The organism is Pseudomonas sp. TE4620 (assembly GCF_056279045.1).
The window spans coordinates 955581-978381 of sequence record NZ_JBWBQO010000001.1; the positions used below are offsets into that span (position 1 = coordinate 955581).

Consider the following 22801-nt stretch of genomic DNA (forward strand, 5'->3'; position numbering starts at 1 on the left):
GGGGACTCCGGGCTTTTTGCCGTACGCGCTAAAGTTTTTTGACGCGCAGGCGATACAAGCGGTATATGAAACCTTTTTTGCGGTGACGAGGTAGAACATGAATCCGATGTTGGCCCTTCGGCAGTACCAGAAAGTCAACGGCGTGGCCCAGACCTCCGTGGCCAGCCCGCATCGTCTGGTGCAGATGTTGATGCAGGGCGGTCTTGATCGCATTGCCCAGGCCAAGGGTGCCATGGCGCGTAACGACGTGGCCCAGCGCGGCATCCTGATCGGCAAGGCAATCGGTATTGTCGGCGGTTTGCGTGAAGGCCTGGACCTGGAAAACCACGCCGATTCGCTGACCGACCTGGATAACCTGTATTCGTACATGAGCAAGCGCCTGGTCGAGGCGAACGTGCAGAACGATCCGGAAATCCTCAACGAAGTGGCGCGCCTGCTGATTACCGTCAAGGAAGGCTGGGACGCGATCGGCGATCAACTCGCCGACGCCTAGGAGATTGCAATGAGTGTCGTGCTCGAACGTATCGAACAAACCCGCGAGGCATTGCTGGGTGCCCTGGCCAGTCGTGACTGGGAGGCGATCAGCGAGCTCGACGTCAGTTGCCGTCTGTGCGTGGACGATGTGCTGGCCGAAGCGTCGGTGGATGAGCTGACGCTGCGCAGCAAGCTCGAGGAGTTGCTGGGCGTCTACAAGGAATTAATTGAAGTTGCAAGTGGGGAGCGTCAATCAATAGTCGATGAGATGACGCAGATCCGACAAGCCAAAAACGCGGCAAAGGTATACCATTTGTTCAGCTGAAACTGGGCAAAACAAAAAGCAGTGCGCCATAAATTTGACTATGTACGGTTTTTTGACTTAACTAGTGGCTGTTTTCTAATTTCAGACGTCCGAACACTGACCGTTCAGTCGGAATGATGTCGAGCTTGCCCTTACAAGGGCGCCGAGATGACTAGGGAAGTTGTTATTGCATGTGGCGTGAAACCAAAATTCTCCTGATCGATGACGATAGCGCTCGCCGCCGTGATCTGGCGGTAGTGTTGAATTTTCTTGGCGAAGAAAATCTGCCCTGCTCGAGCCATGACTGGCAGCAGGTTGTCGAGTCGTTGTCATCCAGTCGTGAAGTGCTCTGTGTCCTGATCGGGACCGTGAATGCTCCGGCAAGTCTGATGGGCTTGCTTAAGACAGTGGCTGGATGGGATGAGTTCCTTCCGGTTCTGCTTCTGGGCGAAATTTCTTCTGCCGAGCTGCCGGACGACCTGCGCCGTCGCGTACTCTCCAACCTCGAAATGCCGCCGAGCTACAGCAAATTGCTCGATTCGCTGCACCGTGCCCAGGTCTATCGCGAGATGTACGACCAGGCCCGCGAGCGCGGCCGCCAGCGCGAACCCAATCTGTTCCGCAGCCTGGTCGGCACCAGTCGGGCGATCCAGCACGTGCGCCAGATGATGCAGCAAGTGGCCGATACCGACGCCAGCGTGCTGATCCTCGGTGAGTCGGGCACCGGCAAGGAGGTGGTTGCGCGTAACCTGCACTACCACTCCAAGCGCCGCGAAGCGCCGTTCGTGCCGGTCAACTGCGGGGCGATTCCGGCCGAGCTGCTGGAAAGCGAACTGTTCGGCCACGAGAAGGGTGCCTTTACCGGGGCGATTACCAGCCGTGCCGGGCGTTTCGAGCTGGCCAACGGCGGCACCCTGTTCCTCGACGAGATCGGCGACATGCCGTTGCCGATGCAGGTCAAGCTGCTGCGCGTGCTGCAGGAACGCACCTTCGAGCGCGTGGGTAGCAACAAGACCCAGAGCATCGATGTACGCATCATCGCCGCGACCCACAAGAACCTCGAAAGCATGATCGAGGTGGGGACCTTTCGCGAAGACCTGTACTACCGCCTCAACGTCTTCCCCATCGAGATGGCCCCGCTGCGCGAGCGCGTCGAGGACATCCCGCTGCTGATGAACGAGCTGATCTCGCGCATGGAGCACGAGAAGCGCGGTTCGATCCGTTTCAACTCGGCCGCGATCATGTCGCTGTGCCGGCACGGCTGGCCGGGCAACGTCCGCGAGCTGGCCAACCTGGTCGAGCGCATGGCGATCATGCACCCGTACGGGGTGATCGGCGTGTCGGAGCTGCCGAAGAAATTCCGCTACGTCGACGACGAAGACGAGCAACTGGTCGACAGCCTGCGCTCGGACCTCGAAGAGCGCGTGGCCATCAACGGCCATACGCCGAACTTCGCCAGCCACGCGATGCTGCCGCCTGAAGGCCTGGACCTCAAGGACTACCTCGGTGGCCTGGAGCAGGGCCTGATCCAGCAGGCGCTGGATGATGCCAACGGCATCGTCGCCCGCGCTGCCGAGCGCCTGCGCATTCGTCGCACCACCCTGGTGGAGAAGATGCGCAAGTACGGCATGAGCCGCCGTGAAGGGGATGAGCAGGCGGAGGATTGACGCCTGGGTGGCCATGGTGAGTCGCGCAATGCGCTCATCATGGCTAATAACCCTATCTTTCAAGGGGCTGTAACGCCCGTCCCATCGGCCTTTGCTGCCACCTCGCTGGTTTCCTCGCCGCCACACCCAAACTATCCGGCACGGCTATTGCTATATCGCAGGCAACACACCGTTTTATGACGGTCAGCCACGCGAGAGAGCATGATGCCCCAGGTCGCCACCATCTCCTGTGTCCCTGAACCGAAGGGGCCGAACGCCGCCGAACAGGAAAGCCGCCTTGGTCTTGAGCAGGCCTTTGCCATGTTCGACCAGGTTTCCAGCCAGCTTAGTGAGTCCTATAGCCTGCTCGAAGCCCGGGTTACCGAGCTCAAGGGCGAGCTGGCGGTGGTCAGCGCCCAGCGCATGGCCGAGCTTGCCGAGAAGGAGCGCCTGGCCAACCGCCTGCAGAACCTGCTGGCCCTGCTGCCGGGCGGGGTGATCGTTATCGATGGCCTGGGCCGGGTGCGTGAGGCCAACCCCGCCGCCAGCGACCTGTTGGGCGAACCGCTGGTGGGCGAGTTGTGGCGTGAAGTGATCGCTCGCAGCTTTGCTCCGCGCGAGGATGACGGTCATGAAGTGTCGCTGCGTGATGGCCGGCGCCTGTCGATTGCCACCCGCTCGCTGGATGCCGAGCCCGGGCAGTTGGTACTGCTCAATGACCTGACCGAAACCCGTCACCTGCAGGACCAACTGGCCCGCCACCAGCGCTTGTCGTCGCTGGGGCGCATGGTTGCGTCGCTGGCCCACCAGATCCGCACGCCTTTGTCGGCGGCCATGCTCTACGCCAGCCACCTGGCCGAGCAGAACTTGCCGGTGGAAACCCAGCAACGCTTTGCCGGCAACCTCAAGGAGCGCCTGCACGAGCTCGAGCACCAGGTGCGCGACATGCTGGTGTTCGCCCGCGGCGAGTTGCCGCTGACCGATCGGCTGACACCCAAGGCATTGTTCCAGGCCCTGCAGCAGGCGGCGCAGACCCATGTTCAGGGTCATGCGGTGCGCTGGCAGTGCGACAGTCACCTGGGCGAGTTGCTGTGCAACCGCGACACCCTGGTCGGCGCCATGCTCAACCTGATCGAAAACGCCCTGCAGGCCAGTGGCGAGCCTGCGCGGCTCAAGGTTCACCTATACCGGCGCGAGCAGGTCTTGCACCTGTGTATCAGTGATGCCGGCGCCGGTATCGACAGTGCCTTGCTGGCGCGCCTGGGCGAGCCATTCCTGACCACCAAGGCTACCGGCACCGGGCTCGGTCTGGCGGTAGTCAAGGCGGTGGCAAGGGCCCACCAGGGCAGTTTGCAATTACGTTCGCGACCCGGTCGCGGCACCTGCGCCCGGATCAGCCTGCCGCTGATCGGCGCGCAGTCGGTGGAGGCAGAGTAATGAAAGCAATCAAGGTGCTGCTGGTCGAAGATGACCGCGCCCTGAGGCAGGCACTGGCCGATACCCTGGAGCTGGGCGGCTTTGCCTACCAGGCCGTAGGTTCGGCCGAAGAAGCACTGGAAGTGGTCGCTGGCGAGGCGTTCAGCCTGGTGGTCAGTGACGTGAACATGCCCGGCATGGACGGCCATCAGTTACTGGCCCTGCTGCGCGCGCGCCAGCCGCAGTTGCCGGTGTTGCTGATGACCGCGCATGCCGCCGTCGAGCGCGCGGTCGAGGCCATGCGCCAGGGCGCGGCCGATTACCTGGTCAAGCCATTTGAGCCCAAGGCATTGCTTGAGCTGGTGGCACGCCATGCTCTGGGGGTGGCTGCGGCGGGCGAAGGCGACGGACCGGTGGCGCGCGAGCCTGCCAGTGCGCAGTTGCTGGAGCTGGCGGCGCGGGTTGCGCGCAGCGATTCGACTGTGCTGATCTCCGGCGAGTCAGGCACTGGCAAAGAGGTGCTGGCGCGCTACATACATCAGCAGTCCCTGCGCGCCGAGCAGCCGTTCGTGGCGATCAACTGTGCGGCGATCCCCGACAACATGCTCGAAGCCACCCTGTTCGGTCATGAGAAAGGCTCGTTCACCGGCGCCATCGCCGCCCAGGCCGGCAAATTTGAACAGGCCGATGGCGGCACCTTGCTGCTCGACGAGATTTCCGAAATGCCCCTGGGCTTGCAGGCCAAGCTGCTGCGGGTGTTGCAGGAGCGTGAGGTGGAGCGGGTTGGCGGGCGCAAGCCGATTGCCCTGGACATTCGCGTGGTCGCCACCACCAACCGTGACCTGGCCGGCGAGGTGGCGGCGGGGCGTTTTCGTGAAGACTTGTTCTATCGCCTGTCGGTGTTCCCGCTGGCGTGGAAGCCGCTGCGCGAACGTAGCGCCGATATTCTGCCGCTGGCCGAGCGATTGCTGGCGCGCCACGTCAATAAAATGAAGCATGCCCCGGTTCGACTCTCGCCTGATGCTCAGGCGTGTCTGCAAGGTTATGCCTGGCCGGGCAACGTACGCGAACTGGACAACGCCATTCAGCGTGCCTTGATCCTGCAGCAGGGTGGGGTGATCGAAGCGGCGGATTTCTGTCTCGCCGGGGTCCTGCCGATGTTCGCTGCAGCGCCGGTCGCCGCAGTCGTGCCGAATATTGAAACCGAGGCGGCGGGCGGTCTGGGTGATGACATGCGTCGCCATGAGTTCCAGATGATCATCGACACCTTGCGCGCCGAGCGCGGTCGTCGCAAGGAGGCCGCCGAGCGCCTGGGCATCAGCCCGCGCACCCTGCGCTACAAGCTGGCGCAGATGCGTGATGCCGGCATGGATGTCGAGGCCAGCCTGTACGCCAGCTGAGCCATTAATGAATTAGAGTTTTTGTTCGGGCCGCGGGCAGAGCTGGCACTCTTGTTGCTATGTCCTGCCTATCCGCTGCGTGAGTGTCAAAAAAATGCGGGCCGTCGGAGAGAGAAGTCCATGAGCCAAGGTGTTGAATTTAATCGATTGATGTTGGACATGCGAGCCATGCAAATGGACGCCATGTCGATGCCGAAGGCTGCCGCTGCGCCTGAGGTCGGCTCCAGCAGTTTTGCCGACATGCTCGGCCAGGCCGTCAACAAGGTCAACGACACCCAGCAGGCTTCCTCGCAGCTGGCCAGCGCCTTCGAAATCGGCAAGAGCGGGGTTGACCTGACCGACGTGATGATCGCTTCGCAAAAAGCCACTGTGTCGTTCCAGGCCTTGACCCAGGTGCGTAACAAGCTGGTGCAGGCCTATCAAGACATCATGCAGATGCCGGTATAAGGGCGAGATTGAGTCATGGCCGAAGCAGTCGTCGATAACGTGCCCGCGAAAAGCAGCGCAGCAGCGCCCAAGCCGCCGTTGTTCGGCATGTCGTTCCTGGAAAACATCTCGCAGATGCCCATGCTGCGTCAGGTCGGCCTGCTGGTCGGTCTGGCCGCCAGCGTGGCGATCGGCTTTGCCGTGGTGCTGTGGTCGCAGCAACCGGACTACCGGCCGCTGTACGGCAGCCTGGCCGGCATGGACACCAAGCAGGTCATGGAGACCCTGGCCGCTGCCGATATCCCCTACAACGTCGAACCCAATTCCGGCGCCTTGCTGGTCAAGGCCGACGATATTTCCCGTGCCCGCCTGAAGCTGGCAGCCGCCGGCGTGGCGCCGAGCGATGGCAATGTCGGTTTCGAGATCCTCGACAAGGAGCAGGGCCTGGGCACCAGCCAGTTCATGGAAGCCACCCGTTACCGTCGTGGCCTCGAAGGCGAACTGGCGCGGACCATTTCCAGCCTCAACAACGTCAAGGGTGCACGCGTGCACCTGGCGATCCCGAAGAGCTCGGTGTTCGTCCGTGACGAGCGCAAGCCAAGTGCTTCGGTACTGGTCGAGCTGTACCCGGGCCGCGCCCTGGAAGCCGGTCAGGTGATGGCCATCGTCAACCTGGTGGCGACCAGCGTGCCGGAACTGAACAAGTCCCAGGTCACCGTGGTCGACCAGAAGGGCAACCTGCTCTCCGATCAGGTCGAGAATTCCGAGCTGACCATGGCCGGCAAGCAGTTCGACTACAGCCGCCGCATGGAAGGCCTGCTCACCCAGCGTGTGCACAACATTCTCCAGCCGGTGCTGGGCAACGACCGCTACAAGGCCGAAGTATCGGCGGACGTTGACTTCAGCGCGGTCGAATCCACCTCCGAGCAGTTCAACCCTGACCAGCCGGCGCTGCGCAGCGAGCAGTCGGTCAACGAACAGCGCTCCAGCAGCATGGGCCCGCAGGGCGTGCCTGGTGCCCTCAGCAACCAGCCGCCCGGCCCGGCCTCGGCGCCGCAAACCACCGGTGGCACGCAAACCGCCGCCAGCGCCATCCAGCCTGGCCAGCCGCTGCTCGATGCCAACGGCCAGCAGATCATGGACCCGGCCACCGGCCAGCCGATGCTTGCACCGTACCCGGCCGACAAGCGTCAGCAGTCTACCAAGAACTTCGAGCTTGACCGTTCCATCAGCCACACCCGCCAGCAGCAGGGTCGTCTGACCCGCCTGTCGGTAGCGGTGGTGGTCGATGACCAGCTCAAGATCGACCCGGCCACCGGTGATGCCGCGCGCACCCCGTGGGCTGCCGAAGACCTGGCGCGCTTTACCCGCCTGGTGCAGGACGCGGTGGGCTTCGATGCCAGCCGTGGTGACAGTGTCAGCGTGATCAACGTGCCGTTCGCCGCCGACCGTGGCGAGGTAATTGCCGAGATTCCGTTCTATTCGCAGCCGTGGTTCTGGGACATCATCAAGCAGGTCATGGGCGTACTGTTCATCCTCGTCCTGGTGTTCGGCGTGCTGCGTCCGGTACTTAACAACATCACCGGCAATGGCAAGCAAGGCGCCGGTGCCGATGGCGACATGGAACTGGGCGGCATGCTCGGTCTGGATGGCGAGCTGGCCAACGACCGCGTCAGCCTGGGTGGTCCGCAAAGCATTCTGCTGCCAAGCCCGAGCGAGGGTTATGACGCACAGCTCAATGCAATCAAGAGCCTGGTGGCCGAAGACCCGGGTCGCGTGGCCCAGGTCGTGAAAGAGTGGATCAACGCCGATGAGTGATAACCGAGCCCTTACCGCCAAACTGACCCGTGTCGACAAGGCTGCGATCCTGCTGCTGTCGCTGGGTGAAACCGATGCCGCGCAGGTGCTGCGGCACATGGGCCCCAAGGAAGTGCAGCGGGTCGGCGTGGCCATGGCGCAGATGGGCAACGTCCATCGCGAGCAGGTCGAGCAGGTGATGAGCGAGTTTGTCGAGATCGTCGGCGACCAGACCAGCCTTGGCGTCGGTTCCGACGGCTATATCCGCAAGATGCTCACCCAGGCCCTGGGCGAGGACAAGGCCAACGGCCTGATCGACCGCATCCTGCTCGGTGGCAACACCAGCGGCCTGGACAGCCTCAAGTGGATGGAGCCGCGCGCGGTTGCCGATGTCATTCGCTACGAGCACCCGCAGATCCAGGCCATCGTCGTGGCTTACCTGGACCCGGACCAGGCCGGTGAAGTGCTGGGCAACTTCGACCACAAGGTGCGTCTGGACATCATCCTGCGCGTCTCGTCGCTCAATACCGTCCAGCCGGCGGCGCTCAAGGAGCTGAACCAGATCCTCGAGAAGCAGTTCTCGGGCAACTCCAATGCCGCGCGCACCACCCTGGGTGGTATCAAGCGTGCCGCGGACATCATGAACTTCCTCGACAGCTCCGTCGAAGGCCAGCTGATGGACGCGATCCGCGACATCGACGGCGACCTCTCCGAGCAGATCGAAGACTTGATGTTCGTCTTCAACAACCTGGCCGATGTCGACGACCGCGGTATCCAGGCGCTGCTGCGCGAAGTGTCTTCCGACGTGCTGGTGGTGTCGCTCAAGGGCGCCGACGAGAAGGTCAAGGAGAAGATCTTCAAGAACATGTCCAAACGTGCCTCCGAGCTGCTGCGCGACGACCTCGAGGCCAAGGGCCCGGTGCGCGTCAGCGACGTCGAGACGGCGCAAAAGGAAATCCTCACCATCGCCCGCCGTATGGCCGAAGCCGGAGAAATCGTGCTCGGTGGCAAGGGCGGCGAAGAGATGATCTAAGACCTTATCGCGGGTCAAGCCCGCTCCCACAGCGCTCCTGTGGGAGCGGGCTTGACCCGCGATGCTTTACGAGTGCGTGCAATCATGTCAACCAACGAGCACCTGAGTGAACTGATTCGCGCTAACGACGTCGAGGGCTTCGACCGCTGGGCGCTGCCCAGTTTCGACCCGGAACCAGAGCCTGAGCCTGAACCGGAGCCCGAAGCGGTTCAGGACGAAATCGAAGAAGTGCCGCTGGAAGAAGTCCAGCCACTGACCCTCGAAGAGCTTGAAAGCATTCGCCAGGAAGCCTACAACGAAGGCTTTGCCACCGGCGAGCGCGAGGGTTTTCACAGCACTCAGCTCAAGGTTCGCCAGGAAGCCGAAGAGGCCCTGAGCGCCAAGCTGGCCAGCCTCGAACAGGTGATGACCCACCTGCTCGAACCCATCGCCGAACAAGACAGCCAGATTGAAAAAGCTGTGGTCCATTTGGTCGGGCACATCGCCCGCGAGGTCATCGGTCGCGAGCTGCGCAGCGATTCCAGCCAGATCGGCCAGGTACTGCGTGAAGCCCTGAAGTTGCTGCCGATGGGTGCCGAGAACATCCGCATCCATATCAATCCGCAGGACTTCGAGCAGGTCAAAGCCCTGCGCGAGCGTCACGAGGAGCGCTGGAAGCTGCTCGAAGACGAAGCCCTGCTGCCAGGAGGCTGTCGCATCGAGACTGATCACAGCCGTATCGATGCCAGCATGGAAACCCGTATCGAAAAGGCCATGGCGCAATTGTTCGATCAGCTCCATGACCAAAGCCTGCACCCGGCAGCGGCGGATGTGCAGGTTGAGCTGGATGCCCCTGATGCGCCTTGAACGAACCAGTTTCGGCAAGCGCCTGGGGGCGTATGCCGACGCCGTCAATTTGCCGTCTCAGCCGGTGGTCGAGGGCCGCCTGCTACGCATGGTCGGCCTGACCCTCGAGGCCGAAGGCCTGCGCGCGGCGGTTGGTAGCCGCTGCGTGGTGATCAATGACGACAGCTATCACCCGGTGCGGGTCGAGGCCGAGGTCATGGGTTTTGCCGGCGGCAAGGTGTTCCTCATGCCGGTCGGCAGCGTTGCCGGCATCGCCCCTGGGGCGCGCGTGGTGCCATTGGCTGACAGTGGACGCCTGCCCATGGGCATGAGCATGCTTGGCCGGGTGCTTGACGGCGCCGGTCGTGCCCTGGACGGCAAGGGCGGGATGAAAGCCGAAGACTGGGTGCCCATGGACGGCCCGACCATCAACCCGCTCAACCGCGACCCGATCAGCCAGCCGCTGGACGTCGGCATCCGCAGCATCAACGGTTTGTTGACGGTTGGCCGCGGTCAGCGCCTGGGCCTGTTCGCCGGTACCGGCGTGGGCAAGAGTGTGCTGCTGGGCATGATGACCCGCTTTACCGAGGCGGACATTATCGTCGTCGGCTTGATCGGTGAGCGCGGCCGCGAGGTCAAGGAATTCATCGAGCATATTCTTGGCGAAGAAGGCCTCAAGCGCTCGGTGGTGGTGGCCTCGCCCGCCGACGATGCGCCGCTGATGCGCTTGCGCGCGGCCATGTACTGCACGCGCATTGCCGAGTACTTTCGCGACAAGGGCAAGAATGTCCTGTTGCTGATGGATTCGCTGACCCGTTTCGCCCAGGCCCAGCGGGAAATTGCCTTGGCTATTGGTGAGCCGCCAGCGACCAAGGGCTATCCACCGTCGGTGTTCGCCAAGCTGCCCAAGCTGGTTGAGCGTGCGGGTAATGGCGAAGCCGGTGGTGGCTCGATCACCGCGTTCTATACCGTATTGTCCGAGGGCGACGATCAGCAGGATCCGATTGCCGACTCGGCGCGGGGCGTGCTCGACGGCCACATCGTGCTGTCCCGGCGCCTGGCCGAGGAGGGGCATTACCCGGCCATCGATATCGAAGCTTCGATTAGCCGGGTCATGCCACAGGTGGTCAGCCCCGAGCAGATGACCGAAGCGCAGCAGTTCAAACAGCTGTGGTCGCGCCTCTCGCAAAGCCGCGACTTGATCAGCGTCGGCGCTTATGTCGCCGGTGGAGACGCCGAGACCGACCTTGCCATTACCCTGCAGCCGCGCCTGGTGCACTTCCTGCGCCAGGGCCTGAACGACAACGTCGGCATGCAGCAAAGCCGCGAGCACCTGGCTGGCGTGTTTGCCCCCTTGCCTGCGGCAGGCGGCTGATAGGCCATGGCCCAGCCAAGCCGTGCCGCGCGTCTGGCGCCGGTGGTGGAGATGGCGGAAAACGCCGAGCGCCAGGCCGCCCAGCGCCTGGGGCAATTCCAGCAGCAAGTGAACATGGCCCAGGCCAAGCTCAGCGAACTTGACCGTTTTCGCGAAGACTACCAGTTGCAGTGGATCAACCGCGGTGGGCAGGGCGTGTCCGGTAGCTGGCTGGTCAACTACCAGAGCTTTCTCGGCCAGCTGGAAACTGCCATGACCCAGCAGCGCCAAAGCCTGGCCTGGCACCAGAACAATCTGAAGAACGCCCGCGGCACCTGGCAGCAGGCCTATGCCCGGGTCGAGGGCTTGCGCAAGCTGGTGCAGCGCTACATCGACGAGGCGCGCATGGTGGAAGACAAGCGCGAACAAAAACTGCTCGATGAACTGTCCCAGCGCCTGCCGCGCCACGATCGCTACTGAAGCGTGCTTTGGTCGGCAGTGCTTGCTGCCGGGGGGTGGGGCTGCTAAACCTTCTAGGTGTCTGCAATCGTCGCAATGGAAGGAATCATCGACATGGCAGTTGTATCTGAAGTATCCCCGGATGGGAAAAAACTGACGATCAAGGTCAGGGGGCGTTTTGACTTTGGCAAGCACCTGGAATTTCGCCAGGCTTACGAGCTCAAGCAGAACATGCCGGACTCAGTGGTCGTCGACCTCAAGGAGGCCACCTATCTGGACAGTTCGGCCCTGGGCATGCTGTTGCTGCTGCGTGACCACGTCGGCGGCGACGACTCGGAAATCCGTGTGGTCAACACCAGCTCCGATGTGCGAAAGATCCTCGCCATTTCCAACTTCGACAAGCTGTTCGACATCAGTTGAACCAGCCAGCCCATGTTTTCGAGGCGCTCACCATCCTGATCGCCGAGGATGGTGCTGCTGATCGTTTGTTGCTGGCCACCCTTGTGCGCAAACAGGGGCATCAGGTGCTCACTGCCGAAAATGGCGAGCAGGCGGTGGCGCTGTTCGCCGCGCAGCGCCCGCACATGGTCCTGCTCGATGCGCTGATGCCGGTCATGGATGGTTTCGAGGCGGCGCGCCAGATCAAGGCGCTGGCCGGTGAAGCGCTGGTGCCGATCATCTTTCTCACTTCGCTTAGCGAAGAACAGGCGCTGGTCCGTTGCCTGGAGGCAGGTGGCGACGATTTTCTGGCAAAACCCTACAGCCCGGTGATCCTGGCCGCCAAAATCAAGGCGATGGAGCGTATGCGCCGGCTGCAGGCCACGGTGCTGGAGCAGCGTGACCAGCTTGCCCGCCATCACACTCATCTGCTCAACGAGCAGCGGGTCGCCAAGGCGGTGTTCGACCAGGTGGCCCATGCCGGTTGCCTGAGTGCGCCGAACATCCGTTACCTGCAGTCACCTTATGCCCTGTTCAATGGCGACTTGCTGTTGGCCGCCTTCACGCCGGCAGGTGACATGCATGTGCTGCTCGGCGACTTCACCGGCCACGGCTTGCCGGCGGCGGTGGGGGCGATGCCCCTGGCCGAGGTGTTCTATGGCATGACAGCCAAGGGTTACGGCCTGGCCGAAACCCTGCGCGAGATGAACGCCAAGCTCAAGCGCATCCTGCCGGTGGACATGTTCTGTTGTGCATTGTTGCTCAACCTGAGTTTTCAGCGGCGGGTGGTCGAGGTCTGGAATGGTGGCATGCCCGACGGCTATCTGTTGCCCGCCGGTGGGGGTGAGCCTGTGGCGTTGGTGTCGCGCCATTTGCCCTTGGGTATCCTGGCGCCGGAGCGCTTTGATGATGCCACCCAGGTGCTGCCGTTGGCCCTGGGCGAGCGCCTGTTTCTGTTGTCTGACGGCGTGGTCGATACCAGTGATGACAATGACCAGCTGTTCGGTGTCGAGCGCCTGCGTCGGGTGCTGAGTGCCAATCGACAGCCGGCACTGTTGTTCGAGGAGGTGCTGCAGGCGCTGGAAGCGTTTCGTGGTCGCTCGCGCGATGATGTCAGCCTGCTGGATATCGAGGTGGTCGAACCGCAACTGTTGTCGCCGCTGCCGGTGATCTATTCTGACAGTGGGCAGTCCAGTCCGCTGGACTGGTCGCTGCAGTTCGAGTTTCGCGCCGACACGCTAAAACGTTTCAATCCATTACCTTATTTGCTACAGCTGTTGCAGGAAATACACGGTTTGCGGGCTCAGAGCGGGGCGCTGCACAGTGTCCTCACCGAGCTGTATTCCAATGCCCTGGAACACGGCGTGCTGGGGCTGGACTCGGCGTTAAAGCGCGATGCGCAGGGCTTTGCCGCCTACTATCAGATGCGCGACGAGCGCCTGCAGGCGTTGAACGAGGGCTTCATCCGCGTGTTCCTTCGGGTCGAGCCGGATCGCCAAGGCGGGCGTCTGAAGATTGAAGTCGAAGATAGCGGCAAGGGCTTCAATGTGAGTAAAGTGCTGGCCAGGCCTGTGTCCGAACAAGGGTTGTGCGGACGCGGTCTGACCCTCATACGCCGGTTGAGCCGGCGTGCCGAATGGGCCGACGAGGGGCGCCGCGCATGCGTGGAGTTCGCCTGGGAGGCTCTGGCATAATCCAACTTGATCAAGGAGTGAGCAAGTGTCCGACATTCACATCGATCGCAAGGTGCTCAGCGACTTGCAGGAGGTCATGGAAGATGGCTACCTGTACTTGCTGGAAACCTTTCTTGAAGATTCCGAAAAACGCCTCAGTCAATTGCATGAGGCGAAGAACGCCGACGAGCTGGCGCATGCCGCGCACAGTTTCAAGGGCAGTAGCAGCAATATGGGGGCGGTAGCGTTGGCCGAGTTGTGCAGGCAGCTCGAAGACCGCGTCAATCACGGCCCGCTGCAAGGCATCGAAGACCTGATCAACCAGATCGATCGCGAGTATGCGGCCGTTCGTGACCTTTACCACGACGAACGCCAGCGAGTATCGATTGGTTGAGCGCGAGGGCAAACCTGGCGCGAGTTTTGCGTAGTCTTCGCTAATTCACGATTACGACTTCTGTAGCGGAGACTCCTGCATGCCTGTCGCCTCCAACCCCCTGTTGCAAGCCAGTGCCGTGGCGAAGCCGTCGCGCGCCACTGCCGGTGCGCCGGATAAATCGCTGCAGGCCTCTAACGACAAGGCGTCTGGCTTTTCCGATGTGTATGCCAAGCAGTCTCGCGAGACGACTGCAGGCACCAAGGACGCGCCTGTGCCTGAGAAGGTCGTCACCGCCCCGGGCAGCGGCAATAAAACGGCCGCTGATTCGTCGAAGGTTGCCGACAGCGGCAATAGTTTGCCTGAGGAGCAGGACAGCACCGAGGTCGATCCGGCGCTGGTGGCTGATCCCACCCTGCTTGACCCCAGCCTGGTGGCGGGTCAAGTGACCGACGCCCAGCCCGGCGCGCAATTGATCCAGGCCCAGGCTGAAGCCGTGGCGCCGGTGATTCAGGCTGCGGCAGCACAATTGCAGGTGGCTGCGGCGCCGGCCCAGCCGGTAGCCGAAGCGCCCGAATTCGATCCTGAGGCCGATCCGCTGTCTGACCTGCCAGCCTTGCGCCTGGCCCTTGAGCAAAGTGCCCAGGCCCAGGGCACTACGTCTGCCCATGCCGCTGGCAAGGCCGGCAATGCCCAGCCTGAAGCGCCGACGGCGCAGCCTGCCGTCAATACACTGGCGGCCCTGCTGGACAAGCCAGGTGCCGATGCCGAATCAGGCGAGCCGGGTGAAAAAGCCTTCAGTGGCCTGCTCGATGATGGCCTCAAGGACCTCAAGAGCGCCTCCAGCGATACGCGTGTCGACAACTTTGCCGAGCGCCTGAGCAACCTGACCCTGGCCGCCACGGCCAAGACCGCCAATGCCGTGCCGGTGGCCACGCCGCTGCAGCAGCCGTTGGCGATGAACCAGGGCGGCTGGACCGAAGGCCTGGTCAACCGGGTCATGTACCTGTCCAGCCAGAACCTGAAATCGGCCGATATCAAGCTTGAGCCGGCCGAGCTCGGGCGCCTGGACATCCGCGTCAACCTGGCGCCGGAACAGCAGGCCCAGGTGACCTTTGTCAGTGGTCACGCCGGGGTGCGCGAGGCGCTGGAAAACCAGGTGCACCGGCTCAAGGAAATGTTTGCCCAGCAGGGGCTCGGCCAGCCGGACGTCAACGTCGCTGACCAGTCCCGTGGTGGCCAGCAGCAGGGCGCCCAGGATACGCCGAAACTCAGTGGCGTGGCCGCACGGCGTAATGAAGCTGGTGAATCCGCTGAGTCCGCTGAAATCGCTCCAGGTGCAATGCCGGTCGAGCAGCAGTCGGTTGTGGGTTCCAGCGCGGTGGATTACTACGCCTGATTGGCTGTGCTCTTTGTGCTGGCCGACCTTGCTTTTCCAGGTTGGCATAACACTTGCTCAACCCTCGCCATGTGACTGAAATCTCCGATGAATGACGGATTATTGGCATGGCGAAGAGCGAAGCAGAGAAAGACCCCGCCGCTACAGGCAAACTCAAGCTGATCCTGCTGTTGGTGCTGGCATTGCTGCTTGCCATCGGCCTGTCGGTCGGCGCCACCTGGTTCTTCCTGCACAAGTCCGAGGATAAGCCTGCGGTCGATCCGGCCCTGGCCAACCTCAAGCCGGCAGCGATCTACGAGCCGCTGGCACCGGCCTTCGTGGTCAACTTCAACCAGAACGGCCGCCAGCGCTACATGCAGGTGAGCATCACCATGCAGGGGCGTGACCAGGCAGCGCTGGATGCCCTCAAGGTGCATATGCCGGTGATTCGCAACAACCTGGTCATGATGTTCTCGGGCCAGGGCTTCGACACCCTGTCCAGCCCGGTCGGCCAGGAAATGCTGCGCCAGAAGGCCACTGCCAGTGTCCAGGAAGTGGCGCAGAAGGAAGTCGGCAAGCCGGTCATCGACCAGTTGCTGTTCACCAATTTCGTATTGCAGTAGGAGCCCCAGATGGCCGTGCAGGACCTGCTGTCCCAGGATGAAATCGATGCTTTGCTGCATGGCGTCGACGATGGTCTGGTACAAACCGAAAGCAATGCCGAGCCCGGCAGTGTCAAAAGTTATGACCTGACCAGCCAGGATCGGATCGTCCGCGGTCGCATGCCGACCCTGGAAATGATCAACGAGCGGTTTGCCCGCTATACCCGCATCAGTATGTTCAACCTGCTGCGCCGCTCTGCGGACGTGGCGGTCGGCGGCGTGCAGGTGATGAAGTTCGGCGAGTACGTGCATTCGCTGTACGTGCCCACCAGCCTCAACCTGGTGAAGATCAAGCCGTTGCGCGGTACCTCGCTGTTCATCCTCGACGCCAAGCTGGTGTTCAAGCTGGTGGATAACTTCTTTGGTGGCGACGGTCGTCACGCCAAGATCGAAGGTCGCGAGTTCACCCCGACCGAGTTGCGCGTGGTGCGCATGGTCCTCGACCAGGCCTTCGTTGACCTCAAGGAGGCCTGGCAGGCGATCATGCCGGTCAACTTCGAGTACATCAACTCCGAGGTCAACCCGGCCATGGCCAACATCGTCGGGCCGAGCGAGGCGGTGGTGGTTTCGACCTTTCACATCGAGCTCGATGGCGGTGGCGGCGACCTGCACGTGACCATGCCGTACTCGATGATCGAGCCGGTGCGCGAGATGCTCGATGCCGGTTTCCAGTCCGATCTGGACGACCAGGACGAGCGCTGGATCAAGGCCCTGCGCGAAGACGTGCTGGACGTCAGCGTGCCGCTCAGCGCCACGGTTGCCCGTCGCCAACTGAAGCTGCGCGACATCCTGCACATGCAGCCGGGCGATGTGATTCCGGTCGAGCTGCCGGACGAACTGATCCTGCGGGCCAACGGCGTGCCGTCGTTCAAGGCCAAGCTGGGCTCGCACAAGGGCACCCTGGCCCTGCAGATTATCGATCCGATCGAGCGCCGCTGAGGCGCTCGTGGTTCCAACTCCGAATTGATTGCCCGTCGAGGACAAAATGGCTAACGAAAACGACATCACCTCCCCGGAGGACCAGGCCCTGGCCGATGAATGGGCTGCGGCCCTGGAAGAAACCGGCGATGCCGGCCAGTCCGACATCGACGCCTTGCTCGCTGCCGATAGCGCCGCCAGCGCACCGGCGTCCAGCCGCCTGGCCATGGAAGAGTTCGGCAGTTCGCCGCGCAGCAACGAACAGGTCACCCTCGATGGTCCGAACCTGGATGTGATCCTGGATATTCCGGTGAGCATTTCCATGGAGGTCGGCAGTACCGAGATCAACATCCGCAACCTGCTGCAACTCAACCAGGGTTCGGTGATCGAGCTCGACCGCCTGGCCGGCGAGCCGCTGGACGTGCTGGTCAACGGCACTCTGATTGCGCACGGCGAAGTGGTGGTGGTCAACGAAAAGTTCGGCATCCGCCTGACGGACGTGATCAGCCCGAGCGAACGCATCAAGAAGCTGCGCTGAGTGAGCAAGCTCCTGCGCAACGGCCTGGGCCTGGCCTGCGGCCTGTACGTGGATGTCGCCCTGGCTGCCACGCAGCCGGCGGCTGCGGTAGTGGCACCGGCAAGCAGTGGCAGCGCGGCAGGGCAGTTGACCCAGCTGGTGCTGGGGCTGCTGCTGGTGCTGGGGTTGATCTTCGTCCTCGCCTGGCTGCTGCGCCGGGTGCAGAACGCCGCGCCCGGCAGTGGCCAGGTGATCGAGATCCTCGGTAGCCGTTCGCTGGGGCCGCGTGATCGGCTGTTGCTGATCCAGGTCGGCAAGGAGCAGATCCTCATCGGCCATTCGCCAGGCACCATCGAGGCCTTGCATGTCATGGCCGAGCCGGTTGAAGTGCCCGCCAGTGCGCGCCAGGCAACACCAGAATTCGCCCAGCGGCTGATGGAGCTGATGGGCAAGGATCAGAAGGGAAGGTCGTGATGGGCGCGTTGCGCATGATGTTGACGCTGCTGCTGATGCTGGCGGCGCCGCTGGCCCTGGCGGCTGATCCACTGTCGATCCCGGCGATCACCCTGTCCAGCGGGGCCGACGGCCAGCAGGAGTATTCGGTCAGCCTGCAGATCCTGCTGATCATGACCGCGCTGAGTTTCATCCCGGCGTTCGTCGTGCTGATGACCAGCTTTACCCGCATCATCATTGTCTTTTCCATTCTGCGCCAGGCCCTGGGCCTGCAGCAGACGCCGTCGAACCAGATCCTCAACGGCATGGCGCTGTTCCTGACCCTGTTCATCATGGCGCCGGTGTTCGACCGCATCAATCAGGAGGCCGTGCAGCCCTACCTGGCCGAGAAGCTCAGCGCCCAGGATGCGATCAGCAAGGCCCAGGCGCCGTTGAAGAACTTCATGCTGGCGCAGACCCGCGAAAGCGATCTGGACCTGTTCATGCGCCTGTCCAAGCGCACCGACATCGCCAGCCCCGATCAGGCGCCATTGACCATCCTGGTGCCGGCCTTCGTCACCTCGGAGCTCAAGACCGCGTTCCAGATCGGCTTCATGATCTTCATCCCGTTCCTGATCATCGACCTGGTGGTCGCCAGTGTGCTGATGGCCATGGGTATGATGATGTTGTCGCCGCTGATCATCTCGTTGCCGTTCAAGATCATGCTGTTCGTCCTGGTCGATGGCTGGGCGCTGATCATGGGTACCCTGGCCGGCAGTTTCGGCGGCGTCTGACGCCGCGAGGAGAAGAAGTCCATGACCCCTGAAGTGGCTGTCGACCTGTTTCGCGATGCGTTGTGGCTGACCACCTTGATGGTTGCCATCCTGGTGGTGCCGAGCCTGCTGGTGGGGCTGATCGTGGCGATGTTCCAGGCTGCCACGCAGATCAACGAACAGACCCTGAGCTTCCTGCCGCGCCTGCTGGTGATGTTGGTGACGCTGATCGTGGTAGGCCCGTGGCTGGTGCAGAAATTCATGGAATACATTCTGTCGTTGTACGGCAGCATTCCGCAGCTGATCGGCTGACCCGGCGATGCTTGAGCTGACCGACGCGCAGATCGGCGCCTGGGTGGCCAGTTTCATTCTGCCGTTGATTCGCGTCACGGCGGTGCTGATGACCATGCCTATTTTCGGTACCACCCTGGTGCCGACACGTATCCGCATGTATTTCGCTCTGGCAATCACCGTGGTCATCGTTCCCGGCCTGCCGCCGATGCCGGTGGTCGAATCGCTGGATCTCAGGGCAATGTTGCTGGTGGCCGAGCAGATCATCATTGGCGCCGTGTTTGGTATGGCGCTGCAGCTGTTCTTCCAGATTTTCGTGATCGCCGGGCAGATCGTCGCAATCCAGATGGGCATGGCCTTCGCCTCCATGGTCGATCCGGCCAACGGTGTCAACGTGGCGGTGGTCAGCCAGTTCCTGACCATGCTGGTGACCTTGCTGTTCCTTGCCATCAACGGCCATCTGGTGGTCTTCGAAGTGCTGACCGAGAGCTTTACCACCTTGCCGGTGGGCGGCGGTGTGCTGGTCAATCATTTCTGGGACCTGGCCGGGCGCCTGGGTTGGGTGCTGGGTGCAGCCATGCTGTTGGTATTGCCGGCGGTGACCGCGTTGCTGGTGGTCAACATTGCCTTTGGCGTGATGACCCGGGCGGCGCCGCAGTTGAACATCTTTTCCATCGGTTTTCCGCTGACCCTGGTGCTGGGGATGGTGATCTTCTGGATCACCCTGGCCGATATTCTTCCTCACTATCAGTCACTGGCTTCCGAAGCCTTGCAGTGGCTGCGTGAACTGGCACGGGCGCGCTGAGCATGGCAGAAAGCGAAAGCGGTCAGGACAAAACAGAAGACCCCACCGACAAGCGCAAGAAGGACGCGCGCGAGAAGGGCGAGATTGCCCGTTCCAAGGAGCTCAACACGGTCGCGGTGACCCTGGCGGGCGCTGGAGCGCTGCTGGCGTTTGGCGGTGGCCTGGCGCAAACCCTGATGGAGCTGATGCGCATCAATTTCAGCTTGTCCCGCGAGGTGCTCATCGATGAGCGGTCCATGGGCATTTTCCTCATGGCCTCCGGCAAGATGGCCTTGCTCGCGACTCAGCCGGTATTGCTGGTGCTGCTGATTGCGGCAATCATCGGCCCGGTGTCGCTGGGGGGGTTCCTGTTTTCCAGCAGCTCCCTGGCACCGAAGTTCAGCCGCATGAACCCGCTATCGGGGATCAAGCGGATGTTCTCGGTCAACGCCTTGTCCGAGCTGCTCAAGGCGCTGGCCAAGTTTTTCATGATTCTGATCGTCGCCCTGACGGTGTTGTCGGCTGATCGCGATGACCTGCTGGCGATTGCCAACGAGCCGCTGGAGCAGGCGATCATCCATAGCGTCCAGGTAGTTGGCTGGAGTGCGCTGTGGATGGCAGCGGGGCTGTTGATCATTGCCGCGGTGGACGTGCCGATCCAGCTCTGGCAGGCGCACAAGAAGCTGCTGATGACCAAGCAAGAGGTGCGCGACGAGTACAAGGACTCCGAAGGCAAGCCCGAGGTCAAGCAGCGCATTCGCCAACTGCAGCGCGAGGCTTCGCAGCGGCGGATGATGGCGGCGATTCCCGAGGCTGACGTGATCATCACCAACCCGACCCACTATGCCGTGGCGCTCAAGTACGACCCGGAGAAGGGCGCGGCGCCGCTGCTGCTGGCCAAGGGTGCCGACTTCATAGCCCTGAAAATTCGCGAGATCGCCAACGAGCACAAGATCCAGGTGCTCGAATCGCCGGCGCTGGCGCGTTCGATCTACTACTCCACCGAGCTTGAAGAAGAGATTCCTGCCGGTTTGTACCTGGCAGTGGCCCAGGTGCTGGCCTACGTCTACCAGATCCGCCAGTATCGCGCCGGCAAGGGCAAGCCGCCGGAGCCGCTCAAGGATCTGCCGATCCCGCCGGATTTGCGTCGCGATTCCTGATCGGCGCTGCCTGCGCGGCAGCCCTGAGCCACTCAAACCACCTCGTTTGGCAAAGTTGGAAAGCTTCTTGCAAAGGCAGCGCTGCGCGCCTCAAACGCGTCAAAGTTTTGCTTGAGCTAACGAGGAATACCGGTGGATCGCTCTCAGTTAATCAACAGTGCCCGTAGCAACCTGGTCGGTCTAGGCCGGGGTAACCTGGGTGTGCCGCTGTTGCTGCTGGTGATGCTGGCAATGATGATGTTGCCGATCCCGCCGTTTTTGCTCGACGTGTTCTTCACCTTCAACATCGCCTTGTCGATCGTGGTCCTGCTGGTCTGCGTCTACGCCCTGCGCCCGCTGGACTTCGCCGCGTTCCCGACCATCCTGCTGGTGGCGACGCTCTTGCGCCTGGCGCTCAACGTGGCGTCCACGCGGGTGGTGATGCTCCACGGCCATGACGGCCACGAGGCCGCCGGTAAGGTGATCCAGGCCTTCGGCGAGGTGGTGATCGGCGGTAACTACGTGGTCGGTATCGTCGTCTTCGCGATCCTGATGATCATCAACTTCGTGGTGGTCACCAAAGGTGCCGGGCGTATTTCCGAAGTGAGCGCGCGCTTCACCCTCGACGCCATGCCCGGCAAGCAGATGGCCATCGACGCCGACCTCAACGCCGGCCTGATCGACCAGGCCCAGGCCAAGGCGCGGCGCGCCGAAGTGGCCGGCGAGGCCGAGTTCTATGGTTCGATGGACGGTGCCAGCAAGTTTGTTCGCGGTGACGCCATCGCCGGCCTGTTGATCCTGTTCATCAACCTGATCGGCGGCATGGCCGTCGGTATGTTCCAGCACAACATGACCTTTGCCGACGCCGGCAAGGTCTATGCACTGTTGACCATCGGTGACGGTTTGGTGGCGCAGTTGCCCTCGCTGTTGCTGTCCACCGCGGCGGCGATCATGGTTACCCGCGCCTCGGGCTCCGAGGACATGGGCAAGCAGATCAACCGGCAGATGTTCGATTCGCCCAAGGCCCTGGCGGTGTCGGCTGGCCTGATGATCGTCATGGGCCTGGTGCCGGGCATGCCGCACATCGCCTTCCTGAGCCTCGGCCTGCTGGCCGCCGGCGGCGCCTACCTGGTGTGGCGCAAGCAGAACCAGGCCAAGCTCAAGGCCCTGGAAGAGGTGCAGCGCCAGCAGGACCTGCTGCCATCGCCACAGCGCGCGATGGAAACCAAGGAGCTGGGCTGGGATGACGTCACCCCGATCGACATGATCGGCCTAGAGGTCGGCTACCGGCTGATTCCGCTGGTCGATCGCAACCAGGGCGGCCAGTTGTTGGCGCGGATCAAGGGCGTGCGCAAGAAGCTGTCCCAGGACCTGGGTTTTCTTATGCCCACGGTGCACATTCGCGACAACCTCGATCTGGCGCCCAGTGCCTACCGCCTGACCCTGATGGGGGTGATCCTGGCCGAGGCCGAGATCTACCCGGACCGCGAGCTTGCGATCAACCCGGGGCAGGTGTTCGGTACCCTCAATGGTATTGCCGCCCGCGATCCGGCCTTTGGCCTGGAAGCGGTGTGGATCGACGTCAATCAGCGCAGCCAGGCGCAGTCGCTGGGCTACACGGTGGTGGACGCCAGTACGGTGGTCGCCACCCACCTCAACCAGATTCTGCACAAGCACTGCCATGAGCTGATCGGCCACGAAGAAGTGCAGCAACTGCTGCAGGTGCTGGCCAAGGCTTCGCCCAAGCTTGCCGAAGAGCTGGTGCCGGGCGTCATTTCCTTGTCGGGCCTGCTCAAAGTGCTGCAGGCATTGCTTGCCGAGCAGGTTCCGGTGCGTGACATTCGCAGCATTGCCGAAGCCATCGCCAACAACCCGGGCAAGAGTCAAGATACCGCCGCGCTGGTGGCGGTGGTGCGCGTCGGATTGTGTCGCGCTATCGTGCAAAGCATTGTCGGCGTTGAGTCCGAGCTGCCTGTGATCACCCTTGAGCCAAGATTGGAACAGATTTTGCTCAATAGTTTGCAAAGGGCTGGGCAAGGCCAGGAAGACGGTGTTCTTCTGGAGCCGAGCATGGCCGAAAAGCTTCAGCGTTCGTTGATCGAGGCCGCCCAGCGTCAGGAGATGCAAGGGCAGCCGGCGATCCTCCTGGTCGCAGGACCGGTACGAGCCATGCTGTCGCGCTTCGGTCGCCTGGCTGTACCGAATTTGCATGTTTTGGCGTATCAGGAAATACCTGACAACAAGCAAGTTACCATCGTCGCCACAGTGGGCCCGAACGGCTGAGGTAGT

The 22801-nt window shown here is 62.5% G+C and carries 24 protein-coding genes; all 24 read left to right on the plus strand.

What is annotated here, in order from left to right; all coding sequences use genetic code 11:
* The first annotated feature begins 97 nt into the window (after positions 1–97).
* The gene (fliS, locus tag ACZ9A3_RS04560) at positions 98–493 is read left to right on the plus strand and encodes a flagellar export chaperone FliS (protein ID WP_045200275.1); all 396 of its coding nucleotides are present in this window, start codon (positions 98–100) and stop codon (positions 491–493) included.
* A gap of 9 nt (positions 494–502) precedes the next feature.
* The gene (fliT, locus tag ACZ9A3_RS04565) at positions 503–799 is read left to right on the plus strand and encodes a flagellar protein FliT (RefSeq protein ID WP_045200277.1); all 297 of its coding nucleotides are present in this window, start codon (positions 503–505) and stop codon (positions 797–799) included.
* Between the two features lie 170 nt (positions 800–969).
* The gene (gene fleQ, locus ACZ9A3_RS04570) at positions 970–2445 is read left to right on the plus strand and encodes a transcriptional regulator FleQ (protein ID WP_038996385.1); all 1476 of its coding nucleotides are present in this window, start codon (positions 970–972) and stop codon (positions 2443–2445) included.
* A gap of 204 nt (positions 2446–2649) precedes the next feature.
* Entirely contained in the window at positions 2650–3861 is a 1212-nt protein-coding gene (locus ACZ9A3_RS04575) for a sensor histidine kinase (protein WP_045200279.1), read from the plus strand.
* Positions 3861–5240 (plus strand): sigma-54-dependent transcriptional regulator, encoded by a 1380-nt coding sequence (locus tag ACZ9A3_RS04580; protein ID WP_045200281.1) that lies wholly within the window; start codon positions 3861–3863, stop codon positions 5238–5240. The genes ACZ9A3_RS04575 and ACZ9A3_RS04580 overlap by 1 nt, the downstream gene beginning before the upstream one ends.
* 120 nt (positions 5241–5360) lie before the next feature.
* A complete protein-coding gene (gene fliE, locus ACZ9A3_RS04585) occupies positions 5361–5687 on the plus strand; it encodes a flagellar hook-basal body complex protein FliE (RefSeq protein ID WP_045200283.1) in 327 nt (108 codons plus the stop codon).
* Positions 5688–5702: 15 nt separating this feature from the next.
* Positions 5703–7484 (plus strand): flagellar basal-body MS-ring/collar protein FliF, encoded by a 1782-nt coding sequence (gene fliF, locus ACZ9A3_RS04590; RefSeq protein WP_476252183.1) that lies wholly within the window; start codon positions 5703–5705, stop codon positions 7482–7484.
* Positions 7477–8496, plus strand: a complete 1020-nt coding sequence (gene fliG / locus ACZ9A3_RS04595) for a flagellar motor switch protein FliG (RefSeq protein ID WP_045189054.1) — start codon at positions 7477–7479, stop codon at positions 8494–8496. Before fliF ends, fliG begins: the two co-directional genes overlap by 8 nt.
* 84 nt (positions 8497–8580) lie before the next feature.
* Entirely contained in the window at positions 8581–9342 is a 762-nt protein-coding gene (fliH, locus tag ACZ9A3_RS04600; RefSeq protein ID WP_093385609.1) for a flagellar assembly protein FliH, read from the plus strand.
* A complete protein-coding gene (gene fliI / locus ACZ9A3_RS04605; RefSeq protein WP_093385605.1) occupies positions 9332–10696 on the plus strand; it encodes a flagellar protein export ATPase FliI in 1365 nt (454 codons plus the stop codon). Before fliH ends, fliI begins: the two co-directional genes overlap by 11 nt.
* A 6-nt stretch (positions 10697–10702) precedes the next feature.
* A complete protein-coding gene (gene fliJ, locus ACZ9A3_RS04610; protein WP_045200290.1) occupies positions 10703–11155 on the plus strand; it encodes a flagellar export protein FliJ in 453 nt (150 codons plus the stop codon).
* A 93-nt stretch (positions 11156–11248) separates the two neighbouring features.
* A complete protein-coding gene (locus ACZ9A3_RS04615; RefSeq protein WP_045200292.1) occupies positions 11249–11554 on the plus strand; it encodes an STAS domain-containing protein in 306 nt (101 codons plus the stop codon).
* A complete protein-coding gene (locus tag ACZ9A3_RS04620; protein WP_258597047.1) occupies positions 11551–13266 on the plus strand; it encodes an ATP-binding SpoIIE family protein phosphatase in 1716 nt (571 codons plus the stop codon). The genes ACZ9A3_RS04615 and ACZ9A3_RS04620 overlap by 4 nt, the downstream gene beginning before the upstream one ends.
* 25 nt (positions 13267–13291) lie before the next feature.
* Positions 13292–13639, plus strand: a complete 348-nt coding sequence (locus ACZ9A3_RS04625) for an Hpt domain-containing protein (RefSeq protein WP_045200296.1) — start codon at positions 13292–13294, stop codon at positions 13637–13639.
* Between the two features lie 79 nt (positions 13640–13718).
* On the plus strand, positions 13719–15017 hold the full coding sequence (locus tag ACZ9A3_RS04630; protein WP_213602057.1) for a flagellar hook-length control protein FliK: 1299 nt from the start codon (positions 13719–13721) through the stop codon (positions 15015–15017).
* A 107-nt stretch (positions 15018–15124) separates the two neighbouring features.
* Complete coding sequence (gene fliL / locus ACZ9A3_RS04635; RefSeq protein WP_045200300.1) at positions 15125–15619, plus strand: flagellar basal body-associated protein FliL; 495 nt, start codon at positions 15125–15127, stop codon at positions 15617–15619.
* A gap of 9 nt (positions 15620–15628) precedes the next feature.
* Entirely contained in the window at positions 15629–16597 is a 969-nt protein-coding gene (gene fliM, locus ACZ9A3_RS04640) for a flagellar motor switch protein FliM (RefSeq protein WP_045200301.1), read from the plus strand.
* 46 nt (positions 16598–16643) lie between these two features.
* The gene (gene fliN / locus ACZ9A3_RS04645; protein ID WP_093385593.1) at positions 16644–17114 is read left to right on the plus strand and encodes a flagellar motor switch protein FliN; all 471 of its coding nucleotides are present in this window, start codon (positions 16644–16646) and stop codon (positions 17112–17114) included.
* Entirely contained in the window at positions 17115–17567 is a 453-nt protein-coding gene (fliO, locus tag ACZ9A3_RS04650) for a flagellar biosynthetic protein FliO (protein WP_082075484.1), read from the plus strand.
* Positions 17567–18319: a flagellar type III secretion system pore protein FliP gene (gene fliP, locus ACZ9A3_RS04655; protein WP_038996372.1), complete on the plus strand. Its 753-nt coding sequence runs from the start codon at positions 17567–17569 to the stop codon at positions 18317–18319. Before fliO ends, fliP begins: the two co-directional genes overlap by 1 nt.
* A 21-nt stretch (positions 18320–18340) precedes the next feature.
* Positions 18341–18610, plus strand: a complete 270-nt coding sequence (gene fliQ / locus ACZ9A3_RS04660) for a flagellar biosynthesis protein FliQ (protein ID WP_038996371.1) — start codon at positions 18341–18343, stop codon at positions 18608–18610.
* A gap of 7 nt (positions 18611–18617) precedes the next feature.
* Positions 18618–19394: a flagellar biosynthetic protein FliR gene (gene fliR / locus ACZ9A3_RS04665; protein ID WP_045200306.1), complete on the plus strand. Its 777-nt coding sequence runs from the start codon at positions 18618–18620 to the stop codon at positions 19392–19394.
* Between the two features lie 2 nt (positions 19395–19396).
* On the plus strand, positions 19397–20533 hold the full coding sequence (gene flhB / locus ACZ9A3_RS04670; RefSeq protein WP_045200308.1) for a flagellar biosynthesis protein FlhB: 1137 nt from the start codon (positions 19397–19399) through the stop codon (positions 20531–20533).
* A gap of 132 nt (positions 20534–20665) precedes the next feature.
* Positions 20666–22795 carry a flagellar biosynthesis protein FlhA gene (gene flhA, locus ACZ9A3_RS04675; RefSeq protein ID WP_045200310.1) on the plus strand — a complete coding sequence of 710 codons (2130 nt, stop codon included), beginning with the start codon at positions 20666–20668 and terminating at the stop codon, positions 22793–22795.
* Positions 22796–22801 lie beyond the last annotated feature (6 nt).

Bases quoted from the DNA above. Each gene is read 5' to 3' on its own strand.
- fliS (WP_045200275.1), top strand. From the start codon at position 98: ATGAATCCGATGTTGGCCCTTCGGCAGTACCAGAAAGTCAACGGCGTG.
- fliT (WP_045200277.1), top strand. From the start codon at position 503: ATGAGTGTCGTGCTCGAACGTATCGAACAAACCCGCGAGGCATTGCTG.
- fleQ (WP_038996385.1), top strand. From the start codon at position 970: ATGTGGCGTGAAACCAAAATTCTCCTGATCGATGACGATAGCGCTCGC.
- ACZ9A3_RS04575 (WP_045200279.1), top strand. From the start codon at position 2,650: ATGCCCCAGGTCGCCACCATCTCCTGTGTCCCTGAACCGAAGGGGCCG.
- ACZ9A3_RS04580 (WP_045200281.1), top strand. From the start codon at position 3,861: ATGAAAGCAATCAAGGTGCTGCTGGTCGAAGATGACCGCGCCCTGAGG.
- fliE (WP_045200283.1), top strand. From the start codon at position 5,361: ATGAGCCAAGGTGTTGAATTTAATCGATTGATGTTGGACATGCGAGCC.
- fliF (WP_476252183.1), top strand. From the start codon at position 5,703: ATGGCCGAAGCAGTCGTCGATAACGTGCCCGCGAAAAGCAGCGCAGCA.
- fliG (WP_045189054.1), top strand. From the start codon at position 7,477: ATGAGTGATAACCGAGCCCTTACCGCCAAACTGACCCGTGTCGACAAG.
- fliH (WP_093385609.1), top strand. From the start codon at position 8,581: ATGTCAACCAACGAGCACCTGAGTGAACTGATTCGCGCTAACGACGTC.
- fliI (WP_093385605.1), top strand. From the start codon at position 9,332: ATGCGCCTTGAACGAACCAGTTTCGGCAAGCGCCTGGGGGCGTATGCC.
- fliJ (WP_045200290.1), top strand. From the start codon at position 10,703: ATGGCCCAGCCAAGCCGTGCCGCGCGTCTGGCGCCGGTGGTGGAGATG.
- ACZ9A3_RS04615 (WP_045200292.1), top strand. From the start codon at position 11,249: ATGGCAGTTGTATCTGAAGTATCCCCGGATGGGAAAAAACTGACGATC.
- ACZ9A3_RS04630 (WP_213602057.1), top strand. From the start codon at position 13,719: ATGCCTGTCGCCTCCAACCCCCTGTTGCAAGCCAGTGCCGTGGCGAAG.
- fliL (WP_045200300.1), top strand. From the start codon at position 15,125: ATGGCGAAGAGCGAAGCAGAGAAAGACCCCGCCGCTACAGGCAAACTC.
- fliM (WP_045200301.1), top strand. From the start codon at position 15,629: ATGGCCGTGCAGGACCTGCTGTCCCAGGATGAAATCGATGCTTTGCTG.
- fliN (WP_093385593.1), top strand. From the start codon at position 16,644: ATGGCTAACGAAAACGACATCACCTCCCCGGAGGACCAGGCCCTGGCC.
- fliP (WP_038996372.1), top strand. From the start codon at position 17,567: ATGGGCGCGTTGCGCATGATGTTGACGCTGCTGCTGATGCTGGCGGCG.
- fliQ (WP_038996371.1), top strand. From the start codon at position 18,341: ATGACCCCTGAAGTGGCTGTCGACCTGTTTCGCGATGCGTTGTGGCTG.
- fliR (WP_045200306.1), top strand. From the start codon at position 18,618: ATGCTTGAGCTGACCGACGCGCAGATCGGCGCCTGGGTGGCCAGTTTC.
- flhB (WP_045200308.1), top strand. From the start codon at position 19,397: ATGGCAGAAAGCGAAAGCGGTCAGGACAAAACAGAAGACCCCACCGAC.